The organism is Corallococcus sp. CA047B (assembly GCF_003612065.1).
In the GTDB taxonomy this organism is placed as follows: domain Bacteria; phylum Myxococcota; class Myxococcia; order Myxococcales; family Myxococcaceae; genus Corallococcus; species Corallococcus praedator.
The window spans coordinates 1-26,220 of record NZ_RAWD01000117.1; the positions used below are offsets into that span (position 1 = coordinate 1).

A 26,220-nucleotide genomic window follows, 5' to 3' on the forward strand; every position below is an offset into this window, starting at 1 on the left:
GGGCGGGAGCGTGTGCCGGGGGACACCTGCCCTGGGGAGAAGCGGTTGCGACATGGGGAGGGGTCGGCGGGGTGACAGTGCGCGGTGATAGTGTCCTGTGGCGTGGCCCTCCCGGATTTGCCCCTAGCCCAGGCGTTCATGACCGCCCGAGGAAGAGCGGAGCCGGCTGGTGCCCTGCCCGCCCTCCAGGAGCGACTGGCGGCGGCGCTGGAGGCGGCCCGTCTGTCCTGGCCCGGGGTGGCGCTGGAGGGCCCGCGCTTCGCGGCGCACCTGGCCCGGTTGATCCCCGCCGAGGGCAACGAGGAGGCCTGGGGCAAGCTGCACATGACGGACGTGTACCTGGCGCGCGCGGCGGCGGACGGCCTGCCCACGGCGCTGGCCACGTTCGAGGCGCGCCTGATGCCGGAGGTGGACGCGGCGGTGTCCCGGCTGAAGCTGCCCGCGGCGGGCCTGGATGAAGTCCGCCAGTTGCTGCGGCAGCGGATGCTGGTGGGGAGCGCGGAGGCGCCGGCACGGCTGGCGGCCTATCCGGGCACGGGGCCGCTGGCGGGCTGGGTGCGCGCGGCGGCGCTGTGGCTGGCGCTGGACTGGCAGCGGCAGCGCTCGGGGCAGGCGCAGTCGGAGGACGGCGACCTGTCGATGCTGGTGGCGCCGGGGGATGACCCGGAGCTGGCGTACCTGAAGCAGACGTACCGGGCGGAGTTCAGCGCGTCGTTCCAGGCGGCGCTGGCGGCCCTGTCGGCGCGGCAGCGCAACTTCCTGCGGTTGAAGTACCTGGACGGGCTGGGCATCGACCAGTTGGGGGCACTGTACGGGGTGCACCGCTCCACGGCGGCGCGGTGGGTGGTGGGAGCGCAGGAGGAGCTGTTGGACGGGACGCGCCAGCGGCTGACGGAGCGGCTGCGGCTGACGCGCTCGCAGTTGGACAGCGTGTTGCGGCTCATCTCCAGCCAGCTGGACGTGAGCCTGAGTCGGTTGTTGCGCTCCCATTCCGAGTAACGCGGCGCGCGAGCCCTGCCCTGGAAGCCAGAGGCCCGAGAAACCGGGCAGGGTGGACGCGGCCAGTGCGTTAAAGAGGGGCTGGGATGCGAACGCTCTTCATCGGGGATGTGCACGGCTGTTCCAGTGAGCTGGATGCGCTCCTGAAGGCGTGTGGCTGGAGTCCGGCGGACCGGGTGGTGCTGGTGGGGGACCTGGTGGCGAAGGGGCCGGACTCGGCGGGGGTGGTGCAGCGGGCGAGGGAGTGCGGGTTCCGGGCGGTGAAGGGCAACCACGACGCGCACGTGCTGCGCTGGCATGCGGGCCGCGCGGCGAAGGGCAAGAAGCTCAAGCCGGAGCACCGGCAGGTGTTGGACACGCTGACGGCGGAGGACTGGGCGTACCTGTCCACGCTGCCCGCCTACGAGCGCTTCCCGGAGCTGAACGTGGTCGCGGTGCACGCGGGCCTGGTGCCGGGGGTACCCCTCGCGGAGCAGAAGGAGGAGTTCCTGCTGAACATGCGCAGCATCGCGGCGGACGGAACGCCGTCGAAGCGGCTGGAGGCGGGCGAGCCGTGGGGCAGTCTGTGGAAGGGCCCGGAGCTGGTCGTCTTCGGCCACGACGCGATGCGCGGACTGCAGAAGCACCCGTTCGCGCTGGGGCTGGATTCAGGCTGCGTGTACGGCGGAAAGCTCACCGCGTATGTGCTGCCGGAGGGGAAGTTCTACTCCGTGCCGGCGGCCCGCGCGTACATGGCGCTGTAGGGGAAGGACGCTAGAGTCGGGCCACCTTTCACCGGGAGAAACGGATTGGTCCGCTCGATTCAAGGCATGTCTGTCGTTGTCGCCGCGCTGCTGCTCTCCGCGTGTCCAGCCTATACGGTCACGCGTTATTCGGTGTCCGTCGACAACGTGGAGATGCTCCGGTCGTTGCAGAAGAAGTACCCGCAGGGCGCGCTCAAGGTGTCTGACTTCACTTCGGAGTCCGGGCCCCAGCGGGAGATCCTCTGTCGCGGCGCGGGCCCGGTGGCTCCGCCGGACCAGAAGACCTTCGAGCAGTACCTCCAGGCGGCCCTCAGGGATGAGCTGCGCATGGCGGGGGTCTACTCGGACAAGAGCAAGGTGGCGGTCTCCGCGAAGTTCCACGAACTCGACTTCAGCTCGGTCGACGGCACCTGGAACCTGGACGCGCTCGTCTCCGCCAGCCCCGTGCAGCCCTTCCAGGTGTCCCACGTGAGCAGCTTCTCCAGCAGCCCCATTGCTGACAACGCCTGCAATCTGACCGCGCAGGCCTTCATGCCGGCCGCCCAGGACTTCTTGAAGAAGCTGGTCGCCAGCCCCGAGTTCGAGAAGGCCTTCGCCGCGTCCGAGGAAGCACCCGCGCCCGTGCCCACGACCCAGGCCGTCCCCGGAACCTGAAAACCGGCGGCACCATGTGGGCACCAAGTGTCTTCCGGACATACCCATGGTTCTGTCATATTCCATGGAGGTCATCTTTTTCCGGGAGGGTTGCAACATGGTCCGCGCCTCGTGCCTCGTCAGCGCCGTGCTCCTCGTGAGCGCCTGTCAGAAGCCCCCGGAGCCCTCCGCGACCGAGCCCACGCCTCCGGTGGCGGTGGCGCCGGTGAAGGTGGCGCCGTTCTCGCTGTCGGTGCTCCAGGACGCGGCGCCCTCGGGCTGTACGTGGCTGCGCCTGGAGTCCGACGGCAGACGCAGGGCCCTGGTCACGGTGGACGCGGCGTGTGAGGGGCTCCAGCTCGCGTGGAGCGCGGATGGCCGGCACGCGGCCGTGCGTGACCCGGGCGGCAGTGCCCGGGGGCCCGGGCGCGTGTGGACGGTGGACCTGACCTCCGGCCTGGCGTCGGCGCAGTTGCTGCCGGAAGAGGGCCTGACGGGCGCGGTGGGCTTCGACTCGGTGGGCCGGCTGGTGGCGCTGGTCGCGCACACCGGGGACCTGGTGCGCCGCGCGGAGGGCTCGAAGGAGTTCTTCCTCTTCGACGGCCGGCGCATCCCCATCCCGGAGACGGAGGAGGGCGCGGGGCTGGCGCATGCGTTCCGGCTGGAGGCCGGCGTGTGGAAGCGCACCGAGACCGTGGCCACGCGCGATGACGCGGACGCCGTGTTCGCGCTCACCACCGCGGAGATGCTGGTGTCCTCCACCGTGTCCGGGGATCCGGATGCGCTGGCCGTGCAGCCCCTGGACGAAGGCAGCCAGGACGCCGCGCGGCTCGACGCCGTGGTGGCGCACCGGGGACACGACGTGTTCGGCGGCTGGGCGCGCGTGGAGACCCGGAGCGGTCCGCTGTTCTCCTGGCAGACGGCGGGCGAGCTGACCACGCTCATGATGCCGGTGCGCTGGGAGGTGGATGACGGCCACCTCGCCGAGCCCCAGGGGCTGTCCCTGCCTGCCCAGAGCCCCGTGCATGCGATGGCGCGCGGAGACCTGCTGCTGCTCGCGGGCACGATGCAGGCGCGCGTCTACGACCTGGGCTCCAAGCGGCTGGCCGCGTCGTTCGATGGCTTCCGCGACGCGCGCTTCTGGCCTGCCGCCAGCCCGCTGGTGCCCCATGGCGCCACCGCCGCCTCCGGGCAGCAGTAGGCGCCACGGACGCGCGGAGGCTCAGCTCCCGCTGTCCGACATGCCCTTGAACGCCGCGAACATGATGGCCGCGTAGCCGCCGCCGCAGATGCAGCAGGAGAGCACCGGCGCCAGGAGCGCGCCCGCCGCGGCGGTGCCCCAGGTGGTGCGGTGCAGCGTGCGGTACGTCACCACGCGCAGGCCCATGGCCCAGAAGGGCGCGGAGTAGACGGCGACGAAGGGGATGATGCCGACGATGTAGGGCGCCAGGGAGAGCGCGTGCGCGCGCATCGTCACCGAGAAGTCGCGCTCCACGCCGCCCATGCGCAGGATGAGGTGGTCCAGGCCCGCCATCACGAACGTCATGCCCGCGTTGACGAACGGCATCGCCACCGTCCACGCCAACGCCCCCAACACCAGGAACAGCTTCGCGGTCCGGGACCCCATGGCGTCCGACGCCGTGTCCGCATCCGTGTCGGGGATGAACGCCATGATGCCGCCGAAGATGACGGCGTAGAGCAGGCCGGTCGTCACGAAGCCCGCCACGCCCGTCAGCAGCACGAAGCGCATCGAGCTGCCCACGGGCGCGTCGGGGTTGATGCCCTTGAGCGTCTCCGTGGGCCGCATCAGCATGCCCAGGCATGTCTGCCAGAACGCCTTGAGCGTCCCCAGCTCCTCACGCCGGTCCCACGGCACGGTGCCCATGGGCGCGCGGTCGTGGCAGCTCGCGCACACCACGCCCTCGGGGCCCTGGCGCAGGCAGTCGGCACAGGCGAACGCGCCGCAACGGGAGCACGTGCCCACGCTCCGCCACTGAGGATGCACCGCGCAGACCGGCTCGGAGCTTCCGGGGGTCGGGGCCACCAGCAGCGCGGCTCCACACGCGTCACACGTCTGTGCACCGGGAACGAAGGGGGCCTGACAGGAAGGACAGGAAGGCGTCATCGCCGCGCATCCTCGCATGGCTCGGGCTCCGGCCAGCATGCGGCCTTCCGGCACGCACGCACCGCGCGGGCGGACCCGCGCTCACCCATTCGGGACAGGCCCCTGCCCTACGGCTCCGGCGGGGACTCCGGATCCACCGGCACCGAGGGCGACGTCGTCCCACTGGGGGCCTTGTCCGGCGTCGGCGTGCTGCCGGCGGGCGCCACCATGCCCGGGGGGCGCGGGGCCCGGGCCTCCTGCGCCGCCCGGACCTGTCGCGCGCGCTTCGCCTGTCCCAGCGCCACCTTCGCCGCGCCCGGGTCGCCCAGGGCCCGCTCGCGCTTCGCCAGCGCCTCCCACAGCTCCGGCGCGTCCGGATGCAGCGTCACCGCCGAGCGCAAGAGGCCCCTGGCCACCTTCGGCGAGCGCGTGTCCAGCAGCCTTCGCAGGAAGCCCGCGGGCGACAGCACCAGCGACCCCTCCGGCGTCTCGAACGCCTCGCGCACGTGCGGGCCGGCTTCCGCCTCGCGGTCCGCTTCGAGCAACCCCACCGCCTGCGCCAGATGCGCATCCATCGACTCCGGATGCAGCTCCGTCGCGCGCTCCAGCCAGCGCATCCGGTCCGTCGGATTGCGCTTCGCCCGGTCCGCCAGCGTCAGCAGCTCATCCGTGTAGTCCGGCCGCACCGAGGGCGCGCGCGCCGCCGCCTCCTTCAGCACCGGCCACATCCGCTCGGGGTCCTTCGCGTCGTCCAGCCGCGAGCGTCGCAGGGCCGGAATCTCCGCGCGCTTCCACCCCGCGACGAAGCGGGCCACGTCGTCCCGCACGCCCTTGCTGAAGCGCTCCGTCTCCGGACACTTCAGGGACTCGCACGCGGCCAGGTAGTCCGCGAAGAAGGCCGCCGCGCCCTGCGTCCGGTACGAGCGCAGCCGCTCCACGCCCAGCACCTTCTCCACCGTGGCCGCCATGTGCGCGCCCACGCGGATGAAGAGGGACTCCCCCCGAGGCTCGTGCGCGCCGCGGATCCGCTCCATCGCGCCCCGCGTGTCTCGCGCGATGGTGGCCCGCTCGAACAGCGCCGCGACCTTCGCGAACGCGCCCGGCAGGTCCGTCTCCGGCGGCAGCGTGCCGGGCCCTCGCGTGGCCCAGTCGTGGTACGCGAGCCCGTAACTCGCCAGCCGCCCCATGCCCTCGTACTCCACCGCGTCCACGGGGTCCGTGAAGTGGCCGCCCCGGGCCGGCGCGCCCTCGTCCAGCACCGTCTCCATCAACCGCAGCGACAGCCGGCGCAACCGCTTCGCCTCGTCCTCCACGTTGGTGGCCAGCGCGATGGCCGTGTCCTCCGCCGGCAGCAACACCAGCAGCGTGGTCGTCTCCGGCTGCCCGCCCGCGTGCGCCACGATGTAGTGGCCCCGGAGCGGATAGGTCGCGAAGCCCATGCCGTAGTCGGTGATGCGCCCGTCGCGCGTCACCATCGTCGCCTGCATGCGCCCCATCGTCTCGCGCGTCACCAGCGCGTCGTCCAGCACCGCGCGCGCGAAGCCCAGCAGGTCCTCCACCGTCGCGCGCGTGCCTCCGCCCGCGAAGCGACTGGTCACGTCCAGGAAGCGCGACGGCTTCAGCGCGCCGCCCGCCACGCGGTAGCCCACCGCGTGCTGCGCGTCGCGGGTGCTCAGCTCGTCCAGGTCCGCGTGGGACATGTGCGCGGGCCCGAAGACATGGTCGCGCAGGTACTCGCGGTAGGACTGGCCCGACGCCGTCTCCACCGCCGCGCCCAGCAGGTTGAAGCCCCACGTCGTGTACAGGTAGCGCGTGCCCGGCTCCGACACGAGCGGACGCTCGGCGAACATGCCGATGGCCTCGCGCGTCGACACCGACTTCGTGTTGTTGCCCGCGCTCGGACTGTCGTAGGTGGGCACCCCGCCCAGGTGTCCCAGCAACTGCCGCACCGTCACCGGCCACTGCTTCACCGGATATTCGGGCACCAGCGTGCGGATGTCCGCGTCCAGGTCCAGCTTGCCCGCCTGCGCGAGCTGCAACACCGCCACCGCCGTGAACGACTTGGTGATGGACGCCATGCGGTACGTGGTGCGCTCCGTGGCCGGCAGCTTCTTGCCCAGGTCGCGGTAACCGAAGCCGCGCATCCACCGCAGGCCCCCCCGCATCACGCCCACCGACAGCCCCGCCGTCGGTCCCTGCTTCAGGTCCGCGCGCACCAGCGCGTCCAACGCCCGCTCCATCTCCGGCGGGAACTCCGTCGCCACCTTCGCGCCGGTCTCCGACGCGGGCGCGACGACCTGCGCGCTGGACTCCGGCGCGGTCGCCTTCGCTTCGACAGCCACCTGGGCGGGAACCGCCAGCGAGGGCGCTCCGACGAACAGCCACAGCGCGACGAATGCACGCCTCATCGCACGTCCTCCGCGGTCCGAGCGCTGCCATCCCCGGGCCACGCCGGGGCCTCCTCGCGCGACGACGTGAGCGGCGGGGCCAGCTGCGTGCCCTGCTCCACCCACCCCTTGAGCAACGCGTCCGACACCAACTGCCCCAGCAAATCCAGGCCCTGCCCGCGCGGGTGCACCAGGTCGTCGTGCATGAACCCCGCCTGATTGAAGCGCGCGAGCGACCCCGCACCGCCCATCGCGGCGAACAGGTTGAAGAAGCCACAGCCTTCCGCGAGCGCCACCTCGCGCTCCGCGGCGATGGCGGACTCCAGGAACGGGCGCTGCAGCAGGGGCTTGCCCTTGACGTGCCCGTCCTGCACCGCGTCCATCGGGCCCACCACCATGCACGCGCTGCCGGGCGAGGCCGCGCGGGTGCGGCGCAGCAGGGCCGTCAGGTCGCGGCGCACGGTGTCCAGGTCGGTGCGCTTCCACTCCAGGCGCTTGGACTCGTTGCCGCCCAGGAAGAAGAGCAACAGCTTCGGGTCGCGCTGCGCAAGCTGCGCCTTCAGCGCATCCTCTTCCAGCCGTGCGTACAGCGTGGCATCCGCGGACGGCACGCCGAGCATGTCCAGCACGATGCCCGGTCCGTCCTGCTGGAGCACCACGCCCTGGACGACGGCGCCCCGGCCCTCGGCCGTGATGTCCAGCCACTTCGCGCCCGCGGGCAGGTCGAAGGACGTGGTGCGGCTGGCCCCGTCCCCCTGGGGCTCCGTGCGCACCAGCACCGCGCCGTCCACGGACACGACGAGGCGGCCCGCGTCCTTCACGTCCTTCCACCACAGCGTCCCGCGCGGCTCGCCCTCCAGCTTGAAGCGGCCCCGGGCCCGGGCCTCGGTGGCCACGTGGTACACGCCGGTGATGCCGAACGGGTGCGGCGGCGCGCGCAGCTCTCCCAGCGTGCGCGGCTCCCAGCCGTTGCTCACGGCGGCCGTGCGCGACCTTCCGCCGTACGGCGCCATGCGGTCCACCAGCAGCACGCCACGGCCCGCGCCGCCGAAGCCGTACACCAGCTCGTCACGCACCACGTCCACGATGCGGTCGCCCGCGATGAGCGAATTGCCGAACGCGGCGATGACCGTGGACGCCTGCGCCGCCTCCCCGGTGCCCGCCACCAGCCCATCCAACGCGGCGAAGAACGGCGTCAGCGCGGAGCGAGCACACCCGGTGTCCGTGGGTTCGAGGCACGGGTCCTCCACCGCGCCACCCGGTGCCATCAACCGCGAGCCCAGCGAGAGCAGGTGACGGCCCCGCTCGGTGGTGGGCGGCAGGGCGCGGAACGAGGCGCGCGGGGACGCATGGTTCGCGCCACCCGGTGCCATCACGGCCGACGCAACGGCCTTCGTACGCGCATGCACGTCGGAAGGCGTGGCACCCGAAGCCTCCGGACGCACGGGCTTGGCACCCGCCACCACCGGACGCGCGGACGCATTCGCCGAACCTGCCGCCGGGGTGGAAGCCTCCACCGTCGGTGATGCATCCACCGGCGGTGCCACCTGGGCGGACGAAGCCGGATCCGGTCGCACGGGCTGCGACGCGGCGGACTTCTCCAGGGGCGTCGTGAGGGGGAAACGGTAGGGGGGTGTGCGGGACTCGCACCCGGGGAGCAGGGCACCCGCAAGGAGGGCGAGCAGCCACGCCCGCCCGCTCCCCCGCGAGACTTCGGGAACCGTCATGTGGCCCCCGAGAGTAGACGAAAGTGGGAGACCGCGCATGTTCCCCACGACGCGCCTGGTCGCCCCGCGGGCCGCCCTGCCCGGGCCCCGGGTCACGGACACTCCGTCCGGCACCACACGCTTCAGACCCGGAAGCTGCCTTGGGAAAACGGCTCCCCCGGACCCGGTGCGATTGCAAGGTCAGACCGCGAACACGCGCCCTTCACACAACGCGATGCGCCCCCAAATTAGCCGCCGCGAACATGGCGAAGAACCGGCTGACAACGTGGACGAAGCTCCACCGAAGATTTGGCGACCACGTGCGCAGCATGCGCACCAGTCGCGACCTGACCCAGGAAGCACTCGCCGAGCGCAGTGACCTGTCGGTGGATGCCATCCGCCGCATCGAACGCGGTGGGTTCTCTCCGTCGTTGGACACGCTGGGCAAGCTGTCCGTGGGCCTGGACGTGTCGCTCAAGACGCTCTTCCACTCCTTCGACCTCGAACGCTCCGACGGCGTGGCGGAGATCTGCGACTACCTCGCGTGCCGCTCCGGACCCGAAGTGAAGATGGCCTGGCGCGTCCTCCAGGCCATGTTCGACAAGGCCTGAGCACCCGGCGGTTGCCGGTCGCACCCGGCAGATGTTCCCTGTCCCACCGCGCGCGCCTGCCCTATGGGTCGGTCACCATGAGCCGCGCGCCCTCCACCCTCCTCATCATCGAGGACGACAGCGACCTGCGCGACGCGCTCGTGGAGATCCTCACCGCCGAAGGCTTCACCGTCGCCGCCACCGCCACCGGGGACGAAGCGCTCACGTGGCTGGAAACCCATCCGCCGCCAGCGCTGCTCCTGCTGGACATGTGGACGCCGCGCCAGGACGGCTGGCTGCTGCTGGACTCGCTGCACCTGCGGCCCACGCTGGCGGACGTGCCCGTCGTGTCCATCAGCGCCGGCGAGGAGAGGCACCCGGCCATCCGCGAGGTGCTCCAGAAGCCCTTCGACCGCGACGTGCTGATTGCCTGCGTGCGCCGGTTCGTGCACGCCCTGCACTGAGCCCGGCGCGGCCCTCCCCGTACTCAGGTGCCGCGCGTCTCGTGCCCCAGCCGCCCCGCCACCGTCGGGTCCAACCGGAACGAATCAAAGAAGCGGTCGGCGTCCTTCGGCGGACGCCCCTCCGGGTGGAGCAGCAGCTGCTGGTACAGGCGCGGGCCCACCATGAAGAAGCGTCCGCGCAGGCGGCGCGGGCCGGACAGGCCCCCCACCTCCTGGCCCGGAAAGCCCCCGTCCATCTGGACCGGCTTCGCGGAGATGCCCGTGGCGCCCAGCGCCTCCAGCGCCCCCTGACTGGCGCGGCTCACCACGTCGCGCGGGTCCACCTGGGCCACCGCCGCGGGCGGGAAGTCCGTGTAGGAGACGTAATAGGCGGTGTCCTCCGCCGCGCGCGCGGAGATGAAGGTGTGCAGCGTCACCTCGCCCACGTCCGTGGGCTGCACGCGCCGCTCCTCTGTGACGGGGCCGGGGAACGCCACGCTGAAGCCCCCTTCCGTGGACTGGACGACAGCGGGCGGCGCCTGCACGGGTTCGGCGGAGGCCTCGGGCGGCGCGGACTGCGTACGCCCCGCGCATCCCCCCAGCACCAGCAGGGCGGCGAGCGGGACGGCCCGGCGCGAAATCTTCATCATCCAGACAGCTCCTGACGTTGGTGCCGCAAGGTACGCCCTGCCCCGTCCGGACGCATCCCTTTGCCGGCCCAAGACTCACGCCGGCGCGCGGCAGGCAACGGTTGGCCCGCCCCTTCAGTGCACGGCGCCGGGGCCTTCGCCCCCGGCGGGCTCCTCTTCGTCGGAGGCGGCGGGCAGGCGCGGGGCGCTGTCGGACACCCGGGCTAGGTGGACGCGGAACACGGAGCCCTGGCCGGGCTGGCTCTCCACCTCGATGCGGCCGCCGTGCGCTTCGATGATCCGCCGCGACACCGACAGCCCCAGCCCCACGCCCGGGGCGCGCTGCTTCGCGTTGCCCGCGCGCTGGAACGGGACGAAGAGCCCCTTGAGTTCTTCCGGCGACATGCCGATGCCCTGGTCGGACACCGCCACCACCGCGTGGTCCGCATCCTCCAGCACGGCCACCCTCACGTGGCTGCCTGACGGGGAGTACTTGAGCGCGTTGCTCACCAGGTTGGTCAGCACCTGCTCCAGCCGCGCGGGGTCCGCCCGCACCAGCACCGCGGCGTCGGGCACCACCAGCTCCAGCGTGTGGCCGGGGTCGCTGGACTGGTACAGCTCCACCACGGAGCGCGCCAGCTCGCGCGTGTCGCGCACCTCCGGCTGGAGCTCCAGCTTGCCCGCCTGGATGCGCGTGGCGTCCAGCAGGTCCCCCACCATCCGGTCCAGCCGTTCCACCTGGCGCCGCACCAGCGCGAGCGTGCGCTGCATCCGCTCCGGGGTGACGTCCGCGCGGCCGGGGGACGTCAGCGCCGTGGACAGCTTCAGCGCGGACAGGGGGTTGCGCAGGTCGTGCGCCACGCCGGCCAGGAACGCCAGCTGCTGCTCCTGCTGGTGGGCCAGGCTGTCCGCCATCTCGTTGAAGGTGAGGGCCATGTCGCGGATCTCCGACGGCCCCTCCTCCGGCGCGCGCGAGTCCCGGTTGCGGCCCGCGCCGAAGTCGCGCATCGCGTGCTGGAGGTCCGCCACCGGGCGCAGCGCGAAGCGGCGCAGCCAGAAGACCACCAGCACCAGCGTCGTCAGCAGCAGCAGGCCCAGCACCAGCCCCAGCAGGTTGGCCCTTTCGCTCCAGCGGGACGCCTGCGCCCGCGCCTCCTGGGCCTGGTCCACGTTGATCTGGATGAGGCGCTCCAGCGACCGCAGCGCCGCGTCCAGGGTGGCCACCACCCGTCCGTCGTACGACGAGGAGGACCGCTGCGCCTCCGACAGCCCGCGCTGCGCGCCCAGGTAGTCCGCCACGTCGCGCTCCACCTCCGCCAGCACCTGACGCTCCTCGCCGGTGGAGGCGGAGGCGTGCAGCTCCCCCAACTGACGGTGCAGGTCGGATTCAATCTCCGACGGCGAGCGTCCCCGCGAGGGGTCCGCCACCAGGGGCATGTCCGGCGCCGCGATGAGCCGGGAATGGACGAGCAGGTCCACCTCCAGCTCCTCCGCCAGCCGCACCCCCTCCACGGATTCACTCAGGGTGGAGGCCATACCCTCCAGCGCGCTCGTCAACACCACGAGCAGGCTGGCGGAGACCACGGTGAGCAGCACCAGCCCGCCCACCACGGCGGAGAAGAAGGCGCGCAGGCTCATCGCGCGCCCCACGCGGGCTCCCGGCCGGCGTCCATCGTCATGCTTGAGCATCCTCCCTCCGGGCGGCGCCAACCCTCTTCAACGTCGCCCTCTTCCTGAGGAGAGCAACAAGCGTCCGATATCGTGGATTCGCCTCCCCCGCCCGGCAGGCCCGCCTTCGAACACCCTCCCGAAAAGGAGCCGGCCCCATGAGGCCCGGCCATGCTAGGCAGCACGCACACGCGACCCGACGCGCCTGCGGGCGTCCGGGCGCCCGCCCCTTCCTGAAGAGGTCCCCCGATGGATCTGATCTCCCCACCGGCCCGCACCCTGACATTCGATGCCTTCTGGCGATGGATCCAGGAGCACACCAACTGCATCCTGCGATGCGGCTCGCCGGACATGACGCTGTTCGACCACGACGACTTCCACTGGATGCTGATGGAGGAGGAGCGCCAGCACGTCCTCCAGCTCATCAAGGGCAAGTCCCTGGTGGGCGAGATGGTGATGGTGGGCCGCGAGGTCTCCGAGGTCTCCATCTCCCCGGATCCGGACGCGGACCCCCAGGCGGGCCACTTCCTGGTGGAGCTGATGGGCGGACCGAAGGACGACCCCCAGGTGCTCTACCACTTCGTCATGGCCCACGGCATCGAGCCGGCCGCCGGACACCAGGGCTTCAAGCACTGAGCGCGATGCGCTCGATGGCCTCCACCGCCACGTGGACGCCGTTGACGTAGGAAGCAGGGCGCTTTCGGGTCGCGCCCCCCAGCAGGGAAGCGATCCGCGCCTCCAGCGCCACCGCGTCCGCGACGCGCTCCGCGTCGGTCAGTCGCAGGGCCTGCCGGTCATAGAGCCGGGGCCGGGCCCACGCGACCAGCGGCGTCCCCGTGGCCCGCGCCTCCTGCACGGTGTTGTAGCCGCCGGACCCCACCAGTACGTCCACGCCCGGAAGCACCGCGAGCGCCGGCCAGACGGCCAGGGCCTCGGGTGAACCCGCCCCGTCGGCGGCGGTGGGGACCAGCCATCGCACCTCCGCCCGTGCGCCCAGCGTCCCGCGCAGCCGGGCGGCGGTGTCGCGCGCGTCCACCACCTCCTCCGGCCGGCCGCAGCCCAGCACCGCCACCACCGGCCGGGACTCCGTCGCCTCCAGTCCCAGCCGCCGCCGGGCGTCCTCCCGCGACAGCAGCGCGTCCGCGTCCAGCAGCAGCCACGGCGCGGTGCGCACCGCGCGCGGGTGGTGCGCGAAGGGCGCGTCCTCGCCGGGCACGACGAGCAGGTCGAACGCGTCCACCGCGCGGGCCACGTCGAAGCGCTCCACGTAGACGGGGTTCAGGTCGCGGTGCACCAGCACGCGCGGCGCGCGCACCGCGGGCAGCAGCCCGACCAGCTCACCGCCGAGGCCGCGCGGAAAGGTGTCCACCACCAGCACGTCTGGCGTCGCGTCCTGGAGCCACGCGGTGACGGCCGCCACCGTGGCCACCTTGTCCAGGCGCGCGTCCACGCGGTGCACGGTGGCGCCCGGACCCAGCAGGGACTCCAGGGGCAGGCCGGGGGCGAACGGGCTGTTGGTGAGCACGTCCACCGCATGGCCCCGGGCCACGGCGGCGCGGGTCAACGCGCAGGCGCGCGTCAGGTGCCCCATCCCTCCGCCGAGCGCGTACACGCGCCAGTGCTGGCGTCGCACGGGCGCTCAGCTCCCGCCCAGGTCCTCCTCGAAGGAGGCGTCGTCCTCGCGGCGCAGGCTCGCGCCGTCGGCCTCGGTGAAGTCGTTCTTGTCGTGGGAGGCGCCGGAGGTGGTCCACGCACCGCGGCCGTAATAGCCGTAGCCGTCGTAGTAGTAGGCGGGGTCCTCCTCGTCCCAGTCGGTCTCGGAGCCGTCGCGGTTCTCATCGCCGTTGTCCGCGGTCCGGGCGCACGACACACAAGCGACCTCCACCTCGTCGAGCGTGCGCATGTGCAGCGCGCACACCGGCTTCTGGCAGCGCGAGCACTGCGTGGCCGCCGCGCGCTCGCACGCGTGGGAGAAGAGGAAGCCGGACGTCTCCAGGCAATGTTCGGCGGACGGGAAGGAAGAGGACATGGCGGAAGGCTCAGGGCGACGCGGCGCCCGCGGGGTTCTGGAGGCGGAAGAGCAGGGCCATGCGCAGGGGCAGGTCCAGGGAGTCGAAGCCCAGGCACGCGGCGGCTTCGGGGGACACCGGCGTCTTGGTGGCGAGCATCGTCTTGCCCGACGGGTCGCGCAGGGACAGCTTGCCGTCGCGCACCTTCACGCGCAGCGCCTCCGCGCCGGACGCGCCCCTCACGGACGCGCCCCCGTCCTCGGAGGCCACGGTGTTCAGGACGGCGCCCTGCGCGTCGGTGAGCTTCCAGCCGGAGCCCTCGCGCGCGAACGTGTAGCGCACGGCCCCGTGCGCGCCGTCCTTCACCTGGAACACGTCCGGACCGCCGGTGACGTACGCCAGCACCGCGTCGTCCGGGCCGGACACCTTGAGCTCGCCGCCCTTCCACTTGTAGCGGGCCAGCTCCCGGTCCTCGCCGTCCACCAGCTTGGCGCCGTCGTCCTTGGGCTTGAGCGAGAAGCGCTCGCGGTCGTCGCCATCCTTGAACTTGAGCTTGGCGCCGGCCTCCTTCGGCTCCGCCGCCACGGCGGACCTCGCCTGCGTGGGCGGGGCACCTTCGTTCGAGGCGGGAGCGCCGCCCTGCGAGCACGCCGAGGACGCGAGCACACCCACGCCCAGGAGCAACAGGAGCCGCGGCTTCATGAAGTGGCCCTCGCATCCGAGCGTCGGCGCTGGGAGCTGGAGAAGTTGAGCACCTGGTAGAGGCTCAGGAGCATCATCGTCGCGGTGCGCGACGCGTCGTGTTTGCCGGGTGGCACCACCGGGACCTTGGGCTTGCGGCCCTTGCTGGGAGCCATCGCGAGGGACGCCAGAGGGGGCACGGGCTTCGGCGCGCGCGCGACCCAGTCATGGGCCAGCAGGGCGCGCATCTCCACCCGGTCGGCGCCCACGCGGATCCGCGACACCTGGATGCCCGGGGGCAGGCGCGCCGCGCTCCTGGCGCTCGCGTCCAGCGCCGCGAGCCCGGGGTGACGCTCCGGCTTCACGCGCAGGGACACCTGCATCAGGGCCTTGCCCTTCTGCTTGCGCTTGGTCTTCGTCTTCCCGCGAGCATTGCGCTGCGTGCGGCTGCGCTTCTGGAGGTGCTCCACCATGGACAGGTGCAGGTGCGTGCCGTCCGCGAAGCGTCCCTGCAATTGAAGCCACGTCTCGGTGAAGTCCTCGCACTTCCAACGGCCCCGGGTGCCCTCGGCGACGCGCTTGCGCACCTCGTCGTTCGGCGACAGGTCCAGCGTCAGCTCCACGACCGCGTCCTTCTCCAGGTCCACCTGGAGCCGCTGGAGCAGCGTGGCCACAAGCCCATAGCGCCGGTCCTCCAGGTCCGTCCGGCGGCGGCGCGCGCGCACGATGAACAGCCCCACGGCCAGGGCGATCGGCGCAAGCCCCAACGGCCCCACCACGAAGAGGGACAGCACGCCGATGACCAGCACGACCCAGGCGGAGATCCACAGGGTCTTGCGCGCCGCTTCGGCCTTCTGGTCCAACTGTCCGATGACCTTCAGGTCCTCCAGCACCTCCGGCACGGGGGCATGGGCCTGGTAGACGAGCGTCTTCTGGAATGCGGAGAGGTCGAACGCCACGGGGGAGCCTTGTTCAGCGGGGACCGTCCAGCGGTCGGCCGCGACCGAGCGTAGGAGGCGCCCCCGGGCAGGTCAAACCGACTGTCGCCGGCCCCGGGCCGACTGCCGCTTGCCGCGCAGCCGGGCGTAGTGGACCACCTGGTAGAGGCTCAGAAGCATCATCGTCGTCGTGCGGGACGCGTCGTCCTTCTCCAGCGCCTGCTTCCAGAAGGCGGGCGTCTCCGGGTCGTCCGGCGCCTTCTTCGCCTGCGCCACCCAGTCCCCGGCCAACCGGACGCGCAGGGACAGCCGGTCCGCCCCGACGCGCACCCGCTCCAGCTCGACGCGCCGGGGCAGGCGCGTGGCGTTCGTGGCCCGCGCCTTCAGGGTCCCGAGCCCGGGGTGGCGCTCCGGCTTCACGCGCAGGGACACCTCCAGCCGGGCGAAGCCCTTCGTCTTGGTCTTCTTCTTCGTCTTGCCGCTGGCGCTCGTCTTGTAGCGCTCGCGCTTCTGGTGCTTCTCCACCATGCGGATGCGCAGGAACGTGCCATCCGCCAGCCGGGTCTCCAGCAGGAACCACGGGTCGATGAAGAACTCTGTCCTCCACCAGCCCACCATGTCTTGCCTGACGCGCTTCTCCCGCACATCCGGCTGCCGCAAATCCAGCTTCAGCCGCACGGGTGCATCCGGGGCCAGGTCCACCTGCAAGCGCTGGAGGAGCACGCGCGCCAGGCCATAGCGCCGGTTGTCCAGGTCGCGCGGCTTCAGCCTGGCGCGCCACAGGAAGAACAAGCCCCCCACGACGAGCAGCAACAAGCCGAGAAGGAACCAGTTCTTCAAGAGCTGTGCGCCCTGCCCCGGGAATGGGACGTCCGAACTCACGGCGCTGGCCCAGGAGGCGTAACAGCACAGCAGGATCAGCGACCCGCCGGGAATCGTGGTGAGCCACGCGGCCGTCGTCAGCGCTCCCAGCTGCTTCTCCGCGCGGGCATCCAGTCGTCCCAGCACCCCCAGGTCCCGCAGCAGCTCCGGCACGTGCGCGTGGGACTGGTAGAGGAAGACGTTGTGGAATCGGGTGATGTTGACCGCCACGGCGGAGGGCTCCCCTGCGACGTCCGTCGGGCGGACTGCGCCGAGGAGCGTAGGGGGCCGCGTGAAGGACGGTCAAACCGGGCCGGGGGCGTTCCTGGACGTCTTCGGTTCCGGTGACGACTTCGACGCTGGCGGGGTCCTGGCCAGATGGAGCACCTGGTAGAGGCTCAGGAGCATCATCGTCGCCGTGCGCGACGCGTCGTGCTCGCCGGGAGGCGCCTCGGGGGGCCTGGGCTTGCGGGGACCGTCCAGCGGTCGGCCACCACCGAGCGTAGGAGGCGCCCCCAGGCAGATCAAACCGACTGGCGCCGGGCCCGGGCCGCCCGCTGCTTGCCGCGCCGCCGGGCGTAGTGAACCACCTGGTAGAGGCTCAGGAGCATCATCGTCGCCGTGCGGGACGCGTCGTCCTTCCCCAGGGCCTCCGTCCAGATGGAAGGGACTTCCGGGTCGGCGGATGCCTGCCGCGCCTGCGCCACCCAGTCCTTGGCAAGCCGGACGCGCAGGGACAGCCGGTCCGCCGCGACGCGCACGCGCTCCAGTTCGACGCGCGGGGGCAGGCGCGTGGCGTTCGTGGCCTGCCCCTTCAGGGCCCCGAGTCCGGGGTGGCGCTCCGGCTTCACACGCAGGGCCACCTCCAGCCGGGCGAACCCCTTCAGCTTGAGGATCCGCTTCGTCTTGCCTCTGGCGTTCGTCTTGTGGCGCTCGCGCTTCTGGTGCTTCTCCACCATGCGGATGCGCAGGAACGTGCCATCCGCCAGCCGGGTCTCCAGCAGGAACCACGGGTCGACGAAGAACTCCGTGTTCCACCAGCCCACCATGTCTTGCCTGACGCGCTTCTCCCGCACATCCGGCTGCCGCAAGTCCAGCTTCAGCCGCACGGGTGCATCCGGGGCCAGGTCCACCTGCAAGCGCTGGAGGAGCACGCGCGCCAGGCCATAGCGCCGGTTGTCCAGGTCGCGCGGCTTCAGCCTGTCGCGCCGCACGAAGAGGAGGAGCCCCACGGCGAGCAGCAGGACGCCGAAGAAGAAGCCGAGCTTCAAGAGCAGAATCGCCTGCTCTGAAAGTTCGTCGTCCGCGTTCACGCTGCCGGCCCAGATGCCGTAGGACAGCAGGGCCAGCACCCCGCCGGGAATCACGGAGAGCCACGCACCCATCGTCAGCGAGCCCAACTGCCTCTCCGCGTGAGCGTCCAGCCCTCCCAGCACCGCGAGGTCCCGCAGCAGTTCCGGCACGGGCGCGCGGGACTGGTAGAGGAAGACGTTGTGGAATCGGGTGATGTTGACCGCCACGGCGGAGGGCTCCCTGCGACGTCCGTCGGGCGGGCCGCGCATGGGAGCGTAGGGGCGCGCGTGAAGGACGGTCAAACCGGGCCGCGGCCTCGAGCCCTCCGGGGGCCCTTCGCATGGGCGCGGACGTACCTGGATTCAATGGACGAGCCGGTGCGGCCCGAGCGCCCCGGAAATCCCGTTGTTAGTAGGATGGGACGGCCACGGGCGCGAGGTGGACCTTGGATGATGTGAGCAGCAGGAGAGAAGCGCTGAAGCTCATCGCGGCGGCGGGGGTCACCACCGCCGTGGGGTGTTCACGCGCTTCGGACAAAGCAGGGGAGCAAGCCATGGGTCAGCAGCAGGGTGTTCAGTCAGAAGCCGTCATTCGCGTGGATCCGCTCGGGATGGGTCCGTGGCGGACGCCGGATCCGTTCCTCTTCTGCGTGCACCACGACGACCGGTATCCCGCGGGCAACGAGCGCTTTGGCCCCGCGGCCCCGCTGACGGGGCGCGACATCGGGCAGGACTTCGGTGGGCGGGACGGCTGGAACATGTACCACGGCACCGTCGTGCCGGGCTTTCCCCAGCACCCGCACCGGGGCTTCGAGACGGTGACCATCGTGCGCAATGGTCTCATCGACCACTCCGACTCGCTGGGCGCGGCGGCGCGCTTCGGTGGCGGGGACGTGCAATGGCTCACGGCGGGCAGTGGCATCAACCACTCGGAGATGTTTCCCCTGCTGCGCTCCGACACGCCGAACCCCCTAGAGCTGTTCCAGATCTGGCTCAACCTGCCGCGCGCGAGCAAGCACGTGGAGCCGCACTTCTCCATGCTCTGGAACCAGACCATCCCCCGGCACGTGGCGAAGGACGCGGCGGGGCGCGCCACGGAAGTCACCGTGGTGGCCGGCCGGCTGGACGACGTGAAGGCGCCGCCTCCGCCGCCGAAGTCCTGGGCCGCGCACGCCGACGCGGACGTGGCCATCTGGACGCTCAAGCTGGAGCCGGGCGCGCGCTGGACGCTGCCGGCGGCGGCCAAGGGCACGCACCGGATGCTGTACTTCTTCCGGGGCTCCGCGCTGCGAGTGGGCGGCCGGGACATCCCGCCGTCGCGCGCCATCGAGCTGCGCGCCGACGTGGACGTGGCGCTGGAGAACGGCGCGGACGTGACGGAGCTGCTGATGCTCCAGGGGCGTCCCATCGGCGAGCCGGTCGTGCAGTACGGGCCGTTCGTGATGAACACGCGGCAGGAGATCCAGCAGGCCTTCGCGGACTACCAGCGCACGGGCTTCGGCGGCTGGCCGTGGCCGAACCCGGACCCCGTGCACGGGCGGGAAGAAGGCCGCTTCGCGCGCCACGCGGACGGCCACATCGAACGGCCGGCCTGAGCCTTCGGGCCACGACGCGCGAAGGGGCGGAGGGCTCCCGCGCGTCGTCGCTCAGGGCTTCTTGGGCTTGGGAGGCTCCCAGGTGAACACGACGGATGGAGCCTTCACGGCCTTCGCATCCTTCATGAGGAAGCCCTCTTCGCGTTTGGCCGCGCGCTCGAACGCGGGCCGCAGTGCCTTGGGAATGGGCAGCAGGACGCCCACGACGAACTTGTTGCCGCGGCACATCTCTCCGGCGTAGCCGAACGCGATGCGCACGGCGACCTTGTCTCCTTCGACGTGATGGAACGCGACCGCGCGCTTCACGGAGTCGAGCCCATATTCAAAGCCCACGCAGTCCTCGCCGGGCCCCAGGCTCTCCAGCAGGGACTCCACCGTCGTGGCGTTCTTGAACTCCTCGTCGTCGTCGACGTGCTTGCGCACGTAGCCGTCCGCCTTGAGGGCCGCGAGCACGTCCTTCTCCGCGAACACATCGAGCAGTGAGAAGCCGTCCTTGCCCTTCGTCACGTCCTGGGTGACGTAGCCCGTGTGCGCATACGGATGCGCGCCGCCGGTGTAGCCCGAACCTGACTGTTCGTAGCTCACCCACGGCCCGACGACGGACAGGATGGAGAGGGACTGGGAGCCCTCCCAATCGGACACATCGGTCCCCGGCTCGGCCTCGAAGTCAGCGAGGAACTCCGCCTTTCGCGACTGGAGGCCGAACACCTCCTTGTCGCCACGCAGGCCGCGAAGGTCCTTGGGGGACTGCACGAACGTCACGTCCGTGCCGGTCACCTTCCACATGCGCGACTCAGCCGGAGCCGGAGCCGGCGTCGGCGCAGCAGCAGGAGCCGCGACCAGCGCCACCATCACCACGGAGCTCATGAACATGCGCGCCATCTTGCCTGAAGTTTCGGGACGGGTGCGACGGGTGACGGACGTCAGACGCGTGCCCTTTGATGCCCTGGCCGTGGGCATTTTTCGGGAGCGCGCATGTGGATGCAGGCAGGGATTGGACGCAGCACTGAGCCCTCCTCGCGGTGGGTCCTCCGCACGGAGGCGTTGCTGCTGAGCATGATGCTGCTGACCACGGGCTGCGCCTCTGGGCCCGAACGGCGGAGCCACCTGCGGCGCTCATCGAACGTGGTGTCCGGGTCCACGTTCGATGAACGACCGTCACGCCGTCAGCACCGCCAGGACGACGTCACGGAGCGCGAGGAGTGGGAGGACCCTGGACTGACCCGACAGGCGGTCCTGGATGCCATTGCCGAAGCGAAGGACGCCACGGGCAACTTCTCCCGCCCGATCCCCAGGCTCGCGGCGTACCAGTCCCACGACGTCTTCACCCGCTACATCGCCTACGGCTCCAACCAGTTGCCCTGGCTCCAGAGCGCGTTGGGCAGTGCCACCGCGCTCGCGAACACCTCCGGGTCGGTCGAGGATGCGGACATGAAGGCAGGCCTGCTCCGGATGACGGGCCCACGACTCCAGGCCGCCATGTCGGGTGCCATGTTGCTCACGGCCTGGCTCGACTTCCTTCGCCTCGCGGACATCGTGCGCGAACAGTGTCCCTTTTACGGAACGGAGAGGCTGTTCGCGGACATGGACCGTGTGCAGAAGGTGATCGAGCCCTCCATGACGGCGCTCGCGTCGATGGATCCCGAGCAGGTCGAGGCCACCGCACGCGCGCTTCCCGGCCTGATGGCGCAGCTCACCCGCGAGTTCCATTCCATCCGCGAGGGAGCGCGCATCGCGACGGAGCGCGCCGGCAAGGTCATCGCGGTGGCGCAGTTCATGGAGATGCTCACCCTGGTTTCGGCACTGAAGATGTCATTGCCAAGGCTCCCGCCCGCCGCGCCCACAACGCTGGGAGTGGGCCTCATGATGAGTTCGGGAGGAGTGATGACGGGCACACGGCTGGTCGTCTCCGCCGAGTGGGTGGAGATGATGCGCAGGCTCGTACAGGCGGGAGTCATCTCCGTTCCCGCCGTCAGCGCCGCCATCCGCATCCACGCAGGACAGGTGCTGATGGCGCAGTCGAACCGGGACCTGCCCCAGGGCGTGCGCGACGCGCTGGGCGACAGTCCCGAAGTGCGCGGCATGCACGAGACTGGCAGGGCCGGAGCCGGCATGTCCGATGCGCCGAAGCACCACGTCCTGCCGCAGGAGCACCGCGAATGGTTCGAGCAGCGCGGCTTCAAGGGCTCCATGAACATCGACCAGTTCTGCGTCCGGATGGAGCGGTCGCACCATGAGGCGATTCACGGTGGGGGCAACTGGCGATTGGGTCGGATATGGCCCGGTGAGTGGAACCAGATGGTCATGAACTTCCTGCACGAAGCTGAAGCCAAAGCGGGTCGGCAGTTGACGCGGAATGAGATCTTGAAGCTCGTCGCGCTGCGGATGAAGTTCTACGACGTTCCCATGAAATTCACGCCTGCGAGGAAACGATGACCGACGGACGATCCTGGGAGGGCAACTGGATGGTTCGCCTGTATGAGCGGATTCGTGAGCGCGGGTACACGTCGATCACCGCCTTCGCCGAGGCGCGCCCTGGTGTCTCGCTGGTGTCACTGGCCGAGGAACTTGGCCCGGATGATGTCGCGGGCGTGCAGGTACTGCGTGGACTGCTCGCCGAGGCGGAGCGCCGCAAGCAGGTCACTCGGACCGTACGCGACGTGCTTGTGCGAGGATTTGCCGAAGGACTTCCTAACGGTTGGCCAGCCGTGCTGGACGACTCCAGCCGCTTCGAGGTGGCCGTGGTGCTCAGCTCCTGGTACGCCGACACTCCGGAGGCGCATGGCGAGCGTGTAAGGCAGGCCGGCAACGCGCTCCTCGCCCATCCGCCGCCAGCCGGTTGGCGCCCGCTCAGTCCAGACGACGAACTCCTGCGCACGCTCCTCCCCGACGAAGAAGCCTGACAGCGCCGGCAGCCCCACGACATGCGGGCTGCCTCGCCTCACCTCGGTTCAGCGATGCCGCGCGAGCCGTTCCCTGCTTCGCCGCGACAAGAGCGCGAATCCAAGCAGGGCCATGGGCGCCACACCCGCCGTTCCACTTCCGCACCCACAGCCACTCTCCGGACCGTCATCTCCACCCGACGGGCCTGCATCACCAGGACCCATGCCGCCCGCGTCCAGGGCCACACCGGAATCCGGAGACCCCGTCGCGCCACCGTCGGGTTCCACCACCGAGCCATCCAGGCTGCCCGCATCCTCGCCGGGCTCCGAGCCACCTCCGTCCACGCCCGCGTCGGAAGCCTCGCCCGCATCCGGAGTCCCCGCGTCGAAGAGCTCACACGCACCTTCCTGACAGGCTCCTCCCGGGCACTCCGTTCCGTCCGGGACGGGCATGGAGGTGCACACCCCCGTCCCCGCACAGCCCCCCGTGTGGCACGCATCCAGGGGCACGCAGTCGCTGGCCGTGCGGCACTCCACGCATCGGGAGTCCGAGCCCTCTCGAAAGCAGAAGGGCGTGCTCACACCGCAAGGCATACAGGCGTCCCCGCAGGCCGCCTCCGAATCACAGGGAGCACACAGCGCGGCGGCATTGCAGCGGTAGCCCGCCCCACAGCTGCTGTTCCCGGACGTGTTGGCATCCTGCCGGGCGCACTGGACGCACTTCGAAACATCCTCGAATGAAGCCCGCCCGACTCCGCCTGGTGGAACTGCCCGAGGGGCATCAGCTCGAAGCCCTCGGTCCGCAGGTTGACGACGGGCGGCTGGTTCGCGGGCTGCGCGAAGTCCGTGAACGTGCCTTCGAACAACGACAACTCCAGCGCCGCATGCTCGGAAATCTGCGTGTGGAGCACCTCCACGCCGTACAGGCCGGCCTGCTTGAAGACGACCGTGTTCGTCATGCGCCAGGTGGGGGCGCCCAGCGTCGGAGGACGCACCACCACGGTGTACGACTGCGCGGCGCGGTCGTAGAGCGTCAGGCTGACGGCGTCGTCGGCATAGAGGCCGAAGTGCAGCGACTTCCCCACCTGCGCCTGCGTGATGGCGAGGTAGCCGCGCAGGCGCGTGGCGAAGATGGTGGACCCGCCGCTGTACGCGAACGCACAGCCTCCAGCGCCACAGGCTCCGGTGAAGTCGCCCTGGCTCAGCGTCCGCCCGTCGTTGAAGTTGTTCGACAGGTCCGCGTCCGTGCCCAGCACGGAGGTGATCCATCGGGCCCGGCTCCCTTCCATGAAGGCGTTGATGTTCCCGACATAGTTCGACTGGCTCTGCGGGAGGTCGGACGCGGGACCCAGCCAGTTGCTCGACGCCAGGCAGAGGCCCGTCCCCGGCTGCTCCGGAAGGGGCGCGACGGGGCCCCCGGTGACGACGACCTGCGCGGAAGCGGAAGGAGCCACGACCAGCACGCACAGCGCGAAGAGCAATGACAGGAGCGGACGCATGGACCCCGCCCTATATCGCGACGCTCCCTCGCGAGGGCAGCACCCGGGCCCCCTCCCCTGTTTGCCGTCGCGCCCCCGTCGCGCTAGCACTCCTTGCCGTGTCCTCCTCCGGAATCGTCTACGCGTCCTTCGACCGCTTCCCCGCCCCCAAGGGCGCGGCCGTGCACATCCGGGCCTTCGTGGAGGCCCTGGGCGCCGCGTTCGGCCCCATGGACCTCGTGGCCATTGGCGAGGCTCCCGGCGCCCCCGCCCCGGCCCTGCACGGCGACGTCACGTACCACCCGCTGGGCGCGCGCGGAAAAGACCTGGTGGCCCAGGCCCTCACGTTCCGCGCGCACCTGGGCGCGTGGTGGCACGGCCGTCCGCGCGCGAAGGTCGTGCACGTGCGCTCCATCTTCGAGGGCTACCCCATCGCCCGGCGCAAGGCGTCCCTCACCGACGCCCTCGTGTACGAGGTCAACGGCCTGCCCTCCATCGAGCTCAAGTACCACCACCCCGACGTCGCGGACGACGCGGAGCTCATGGGCAAGCTGCTCGCGCAGGAGCAGGCCTGCCTCCAGGCCGCGGACCTGCTCGTCACCCCCAGCGCCGTCACCGCGGAGCACCTCATCTCACGCGGCGCGGACCCCTCGCGCCTGCGCGTCATCCCCAATGGCGTGGACCTGGACGTGTTCCGCTACGCCCCGCCGCGCGCCCCCGAACCCGGCCGTCCCGTGCGCCTGCTCTACAGCGGCACCATGACGGCGTGGCAGGGCGTGCACCACGCGCTGGACGCGTGCCGGCTGCTCCTGCGCGACCTGCCCGTGGTCCTCACGCTGGTGGGCCCGCTGCGCAAGCACGCACGCCGCGCCCTCCTGGACCGGTGCGGAGACCTCCTCCTCCAGGGCGCGGTGGAGCTGCTGGAGCCCCTGCCCCAACAGGAACTCGCCAGGTTGCACCACGCCTGTGACGCCGTGCTCGTGCCCCTGCCGGTGAACGACCGCAACTGCGTGCAGGGCTGCTGCCCGCTGAAGCTGCTGGAGGCCATGGCCACCGGCACGCCTGTCATCGCCAGTGACCTGCCCGTGGTGCGCTCCCTCGCGCAGGACACCGAAGTGCTCCGCATCCGCCCGGGCTCGCCCAAGGCCATCGCGGAAGCGGTGAAGGCGCTCCTCGCGAACCCCACCCTGGGCGCCGCGCTCAGCGCCCAGGCCCGCGCCCGCGTGGAGCGCGACTTCCCGTGGGGCCGCGCCCAGGAGGCACTGGTGAAGGCCTACGAAGACGACCTGGGCCTCGCGCGCGCCAGCACCCGCTCCAGCACCGCGGCCTCCGCGTCGGCCTGAAAGCCCGCCTCGATGCGCTCGCGGGCCGCCCTGCCCAGCGCCTCGCGCTCCGCCGCCGGCATCCCCAGCACGTCCAGGCACGCCTGCCCCAGGTGGTTCAACAGCGCCTTGGGCACGAGGAAGCCGTTCTTCCCGTTGTCCACCGCCTCGGGGATGCCCCCCGCGTCGCTCGCGATGACCGGCCGCGCGCACGCCATCGCCTCCAGCAGCGCGTTGGGCATGCCCTCCCACAGCGACGGCTGCAGGTAGACGTCACACAGGCGCAGGTGCTCCGCGATGAGCGCGGGCGACTCCAGCGCCCCGGACACGACGATGCGCGCCGCGTCCTCCGGATGCTCCGCCCGGTAGGCCACCAGGTGCTCCGCGTCCCGGGCGCGCACCTCGCCAATCACCAGCAGGCACGCGGGCCGCACGCGCCGCACCTCCGTGAGCGCGGCGAGCAGGAACGGCAGCCCCTTCTTGTGGCGCAGCTCTCCGGAGAAGCCGAGCACCGCCTCATCCGCCGCGATGCCCAGCCGCGCCCGCAGCGCCGCGTCCTCGGGCCCCGGTGAGAACAGCGCCGTGTCCACCGCGTTGGGGATGACCTCCACGCCCGGGTCGCGCCCCAGCAGCATCGCCATCTTCCGGCCCAGGTCCGCGGACGCCGCGGTCAGCACGTCCGCGCGCTGGAGCGTCCAGAGCAGGCGGGCGAAGTCACCCGGCGGGAACATGAGCTGATCCACGTCGTTGCCCCGCGCGCTGAGCACGGACGCCAGGCCCGCGCTCTGGGCGAACACCACCGCCAGGAACCCCGGCGGGTACAGGTAGTGCCCCCACACCAGGTCATACTTCCGCCGCGCGTGCAGGTAGCCGAGCACATCGAGCGTGTGCTGCATGGACAGGTCCGCCGCGCCGAACAACCCCAGCCGGTGCAACGTCACGCCCTTCGCGAAGGGCGACACCTCGCCCGCGTCCTCCACCGTCTCCAGCGCCCCCGGTGAAGCCGTGCGCGTCCAGGCGACCACGTCCACGCGCGCACCCAGCCGCACGAGCGAGCCCGCGGTGCGCGCGCCGCTGCGCGCCAGCCCTCCGATGTCGGGGGGAAAGCGCTCGGCGACGAGGAGGACGCGGGGACCGGATGCCATGGCGCGAAATCCTACCCATCCCCGCGCACCGGCAGGCGGGGAACCGTGCGGGATGAAAGCCCACGGGCGTCCCGTTGCACCGCCCAATCCATGACGCAACCCCCTCCCCCCGAAT

General features: G+C 71.3%; 25 protein-coding genes. 11 read left to right on the forward strand and 14 right to left on the reverse strand.

Annotated features, from left to right (window positions below):
• Nucleotides 1-138: 138 nt before the first annotated feature.
• From D7X74_RS19280 to D7X74_RS19295, 4 genes are all read left to right on the forward strand, one after another.
• Nucleotides 139-999, forward strand: a complete 861-nt coding sequence (locus D7X74_RS19280) for a sigma-70 family RNA polymerase sigma factor (RefSeq protein ID WP_120534440.1) — start codon at nt 139-141, stop codon at nt 997-999.
• Nucleotides 1,000-1,085: 86 nt separating this feature from the next.
• Entirely contained in the window at nt 1,086-1,742 is a 657-nt protein-coding gene (locus tag D7X74_RS19285) for a metallophosphoesterase (RefSeq protein ID WP_120534441.1), read from the forward strand.
• A gap of 66 nt (nt 1,743-1,808) precedes the next feature.
• The gene (locus D7X74_RS19290) at nt 1,809-2,396 is read left to right on the forward strand and encodes a hypothetical protein (RefSeq protein ID WP_120534442.1); all 588 of its coding nucleotides are present in this window, start codon (nt 1,809-1,811) and stop codon (nt 2,394-2,396) included.
• A 97-nt stretch (nt 2,397-2,493) separates the two neighbouring features.
• Complete coding sequence (locus tag D7X74_RS19295) at nt 2,494-3,576, forward strand: hypothetical protein (RefSeq protein WP_120534443.1); 1,083 nt, start codon at nt 2,494-2,496, stop codon at nt 3,574-3,576.
• 21 nt (nt 3,577-3,597) lie between these two features.
• On the opposite strand, the gene D7X74_RS19300 is transcribed toward D7X74_RS19295, so the two are convergent.
• The 3 genes from D7X74_RS19300 to D7X74_RS19310 all read right to left on the reverse strand — a co-directional run bounded on the left by D7X74_RS19300 (nt 3,598) and on the right by D7X74_RS19310 (nt 8,593).
• Nucleotides 3,598-4,500, reverse strand: coding sequence for a zinc ribbon domain-containing protein (locus D7X74_RS19300; protein ID WP_120534444.1), 903 nt, complete (start codon nt 4,498-4,500; stop codon nt 3,598-3,600).
• Nucleotides 4,501-4,607: 107 nt separating this feature from the next.
• Nucleotides 4,608-6,887: a serine hydrolase gene (locus D7X74_RS19305; RefSeq protein WP_120534445.1), complete on the reverse strand. Its 2,280-nt coding sequence runs from the start codon at nt 6,885-6,887 to the stop codon at nt 4,608-4,610.
• Nucleotides 6,884-8,593 (reverse strand): GDSL-type esterase/lipase family protein, encoded by a 1,710-nt coding sequence (locus tag D7X74_RS19310; RefSeq protein ID WP_120534446.1) that lies wholly within the window; start codon nt 8,591-8,593, stop codon nt 6,884-6,886. The genes D7X74_RS19305 and D7X74_RS19310 overlap by 4 nt, the downstream gene beginning before the upstream one ends.
• 242 nt (nt 8,594-8,835) lie before the next feature.
• On the opposite strand from D7X74_RS19310, the gene D7X74_RS19315 reads away from it, so the two are divergent.
• Together D7X74_RS19315 and D7X74_RS19320 are read left to right on the forward strand one after the other, a co-directional pair.
• Entirely contained in the window at nt 8,836-9,183 is a 348-nt protein-coding gene (locus D7X74_RS19315) for a helix-turn-helix domain-containing protein (protein ID WP_120534447.1), read from the forward strand.
• A gap of 77 nt (nt 9,184-9,260) precedes the next feature.
• On the forward strand, nt 9,261-9,626 hold the full coding sequence (locus D7X74_RS19320; protein WP_120534448.1) for a two-component system response regulator: 366 nt from the start codon (nt 9,261-9,263) through the stop codon (nt 9,624-9,626).
• A gap of 23 nt (nt 9,627-9,649) precedes the next feature.
• Here the strand turns inward: D7X74_RS19320 and D7X74_RS19325 are convergent, their stop codons facing one another.
• On the reverse strand, nt 9,650-10,255 hold the full coding sequence (locus D7X74_RS19325) for a hypothetical protein (RefSeq protein ID WP_233595670.1): 606 nt from the start codon (nt 10,253-10,255) through the stop codon (nt 9,650-9,652).
• A gap of 114 nt (nt 10,256-10,369) precedes the next feature.
• Nucleotides 10,370-11,923 carry a HAMP domain-containing sensor histidine kinase gene (locus D7X74_RS19330; RefSeq protein ID WP_341870422.1) on the reverse strand — a complete coding sequence of 518 codons (1,554 nt, stop codon included), beginning with the start codon at nt 11,921-11,923 and terminating at the stop codon, nt 10,370-10,372.
• Nucleotides 11,924-12,151: 228 nt separating this feature from the next.
• Between D7X74_RS19330 and D7X74_RS19335 the strand changes: the two genes are divergently transcribed.
• Nucleotides 12,152-12,538 carry a serine/threonine protein kinase gene (locus D7X74_RS19335; protein ID WP_120534449.1) on the forward strand — a complete coding sequence of 129 codons (387 nt, stop codon included), beginning with the start codon at nt 12,152-12,154 and terminating at the stop codon, nt 12,536-12,538.
• Here D7X74_RS19335 and D7X74_RS19340 read toward each other — a convergent pair.
• From D7X74_RS19340 to D7X74_RS19365, 6 genes are all read right to left on the reverse strand, one after another.
• On the reverse strand, nt 12,528-13,535 hold the full coding sequence (locus tag D7X74_RS19340; protein WP_233602166.1) for a hypothetical protein: 1,008 nt from the start codon (nt 13,533-13,535) through the stop codon (nt 12,528-12,530). The two genes, D7X74_RS19335 and D7X74_RS19340, sit on opposite strands and share 11 nt — an antisense overlap.
• A 6-nt stretch (nt 13,536-13,541) precedes the next feature.
• Complete coding sequence (locus tag D7X74_RS19345; protein WP_120534450.1) at nt 13,542-13,931, reverse strand: hypothetical protein; 390 nt, start codon at nt 13,929-13,931, stop codon at nt 13,542-13,544.
• A 10-nt stretch (nt 13,932-13,941) separates the two neighbouring features.
• Nucleotides 13,942-14,613 (reverse strand): hypothetical protein, encoded by a 672-nt coding sequence (locus tag D7X74_RS19350; RefSeq protein ID WP_120534451.1) that lies wholly within the window; start codon nt 14,611-14,613, stop codon nt 13,942-13,944.
• Nucleotides 14,610-15,551, reverse strand: a complete 942-nt coding sequence (locus tag D7X74_RS19355; protein WP_120534452.1) for a hypothetical protein — start codon at nt 15,549-15,551, stop codon at nt 14,610-14,612. The genes D7X74_RS19350 and D7X74_RS19355 overlap by 4 nt, the downstream gene beginning before the upstream one ends.
• 72 nt (nt 15,552-15,623) lie before the next feature.
• Complete coding sequence (locus D7X74_RS19360; protein ID WP_120534453.1) at nt 15,624-16,622, reverse strand: hypothetical protein; 999 nt, start codon at nt 16,620-16,622, stop codon at nt 15,624-15,626.
• A 293-nt stretch (nt 16,623-16,915) separates the two neighbouring features.
• Entirely contained in the window at nt 16,916-17,911 is a 996-nt protein-coding gene (locus tag D7X74_RS19365) for a hypothetical protein (protein ID WP_120534454.1), read from the reverse strand.
• Nucleotides 17,912-18,294: 383 nt separating this feature from the next.
• Here D7X74_RS19365 and D7X74_RS19370 point away from each other — a divergent pair, with 383 nt between their 5' ends.
• On the forward strand, nt 18,295-19,278 hold the full coding sequence (locus D7X74_RS19370) for a pirin family protein (RefSeq protein WP_279637094.1): 984 nt from the start codon (nt 18,295-18,297) through the stop codon (nt 19,276-19,278).
• Nucleotides 19,279-19,329: 51 nt separating this feature from the next.
• Here D7X74_RS19370 and D7X74_RS19375 read toward each other — a convergent pair whose 3' ends face one another.
• Nucleotides 19,330-20,151, reverse strand: coding sequence for a hypothetical protein (locus D7X74_RS19375; RefSeq protein WP_233602167.1), 822 nt, complete (start codon nt 20,149-20,151; stop codon nt 19,330-19,332).
• 183 nt (nt 20,152-20,334) lie between these two features.
• Here D7X74_RS19375 and D7X74_RS19380 point away from each other — a divergent pair, with 183 nt between their 5' ends.
• On the forward strand, nt 20,335-21,714 hold the full coding sequence (locus D7X74_RS19380) for a DUF2380 domain-containing protein (RefSeq protein ID WP_233602168.1): 1,380 nt from the start codon (nt 20,335-20,337) through the stop codon (nt 21,712-21,714).
• Entirely contained in the window at nt 21,711-22,181 is a 471-nt protein-coding gene (locus D7X74_RS19385) for an NUDIX hydrolase (RefSeq protein ID WP_120534457.1), read from the forward strand. The genes D7X74_RS19380 and D7X74_RS19385 overlap by 4 nt, the downstream gene beginning before the upstream one ends.
• A gap of 557 nt (nt 22,182-22,738) precedes the next feature.
• On the opposite strand, the gene traA is transcribed toward D7X74_RS19385, so the two are convergent.
• A complete protein-coding gene (traA, locus tag D7X74_RS44285) occupies nt 22,739-23,659 on the reverse strand; it encodes an outer membrane exchange protein TraA family protein (protein ID WP_233602169.1) in 921 nt (306 codons plus the stop codon).
• 98 nt (nt 23,660-23,757) lie between these two features.
• Between traA and D7X74_RS19395 the strand changes: the two genes are divergently transcribed.
• The gene (locus D7X74_RS19395; RefSeq protein WP_233602170.1) at nt 23,758-24,981 is read left to right on the forward strand and encodes a glycosyltransferase family 4 protein; all 1,224 of its coding nucleotides are present in this window, start codon (nt 23,758-23,760) and stop codon (nt 24,979-24,981) included.
• On the opposite strand, the gene D7X74_RS19400 is transcribed toward D7X74_RS19395, so the two are convergent.
• On the reverse strand, nt 24,912-26,105 hold the full coding sequence (locus tag D7X74_RS19400; RefSeq protein WP_120534459.1) for a glycosyltransferase: 1,194 nt from the start codon (nt 26,103-26,105) through the stop codon (nt 24,912-24,914). The genes D7X74_RS19395 and D7X74_RS19400 overlap by 70 nt on opposite strands.
• Nucleotides 26,106-26,220 lie beyond the last annotated feature (115 nt).

Coding starts and splice junctions, on each gene's coding strand:
- D7X74_RS19280 (WP_120534440.1), top strand. CDS start 139: ATGACCGCCCGAGGAAGAGCGGAGCCGGCTGGTGCCCTGCCCGCCCTC.
- D7X74_RS19285 (WP_120534441.1), top strand. CDS start 1,086: ATGCGAACGCTCTTCATCGGGGATGTGCACGGCTGTTCCAGTGAGCTG.
- D7X74_RS19290 (WP_120534442.1), top strand. CDS start 1,809: ATGTCTGTCGTTGTCGCCGCGCTGCTGCTCTCCGCGTGTCCAGCCTAT.
- D7X74_RS19295 (WP_120534443.1), top strand. CDS start 2,494: ATGGTCCGCGCCTCGTGCCTCGTCAGCGCCGTGCTCCTCGTGAGCGCC.
- D7X74_RS19300 (WP_120534444.1), bottom strand. CDS start 4,500: ATGACGCCTTCCTGTCCTTCCTGTCAGGCCCCCTTCGTTCCCGGTGCA.
- D7X74_RS19305 (WP_120534445.1), bottom strand. CDS start 6,887: ATGAGGCGTGCATTCGTCGCGCTGTGGCTGTTCGTCGGAGCGCCCTCG.
- D7X74_RS19310 (WP_120534446.1), bottom strand. CDS start 8,593: ATGACGGTTCCCGAAGTCTCGCGGGGGAGCGGGCGGGCGTGGCTGCTC.
- D7X74_RS19315 (WP_120534447.1), top strand. CDS start 8,836: ATGGCGAAGAACCGGCTGACAACGTGGACGAAGCTCCACCGAAGATTT.
- D7X74_RS19320 (WP_120534448.1), top strand. CDS start 9,261: ATGAGCCGCGCGCCCTCCACCCTCCTCATCATCGAGGACGACAGCGAC.
- D7X74_RS19325 (WP_233595670.1), bottom strand. CDS start 10,255: ATGATGAAGATTTCGCGCCGGGCCGTCCCGCTCGCCGCCCTGCTGGTG.
- D7X74_RS19330 (WP_341870422.1), bottom strand. CDS start 11,923: ATGCTCAAGCATGACGATGGACGCCGGCCGGGAGCCCGCGTGGGGCGC.
- D7X74_RS19335 (WP_120534449.1), top strand. CDS start 12,152: ATGGATCTGATCTCCCCACCGGCCCGCACCCTGACATTCGATGCCTTC.
- D7X74_RS19345 (WP_120534450.1), bottom strand. CDS start 13,931: ATGTCCTCTTCCTTCCCGTCCGCCGAACATTGCCTGGAGACGTCCGGC.
- D7X74_RS19350 (WP_120534451.1), bottom strand. CDS start 14,613: ATGAAGCCGCGGCTCCTGTTGCTCCTGGGCGTGGGTGTGCTCGCGTCC.
- D7X74_RS19370 (WP_279637094.1), top strand. CDS start 18,295: ATGGGTCCGTGGCGGACGCCGGATCCGTTCCTCTTCTGCGTGCACCAC.
- D7X74_RS19375 (WP_233602167.1), bottom strand. CDS start 20,151: ATGTTCATGAGCTCCGTGGTGATGGTGGCGCTGGTCGCGGCTCCTGCT.
- D7X74_RS19380 (WP_233602168.1), top strand. CDS start 20,335: ATGATGCTGCTGACCACGGGCTGCGCCTCTGGGCCCGAACGGCGGAGC.
- D7X74_RS19385 (WP_120534457.1), top strand. CDS start 21,711: ATGACCGACGGACGATCCTGGGAGGGCAACTGGATGGTTCGCCTGTAT.
- traA (WP_233602169.1), bottom strand. CDS start 23,659: ATGCGTCCGCTCCTGTCATTGCTCTTCGCGCTGTGCGTGCTGGTCGTG.
- D7X74_RS19400 (WP_120534459.1), bottom strand. CDS start 26,105: ATGGCATCCGGTCCCCGCGTCCTCCTCGTCGCCGAGCGCTTTCCCCCC.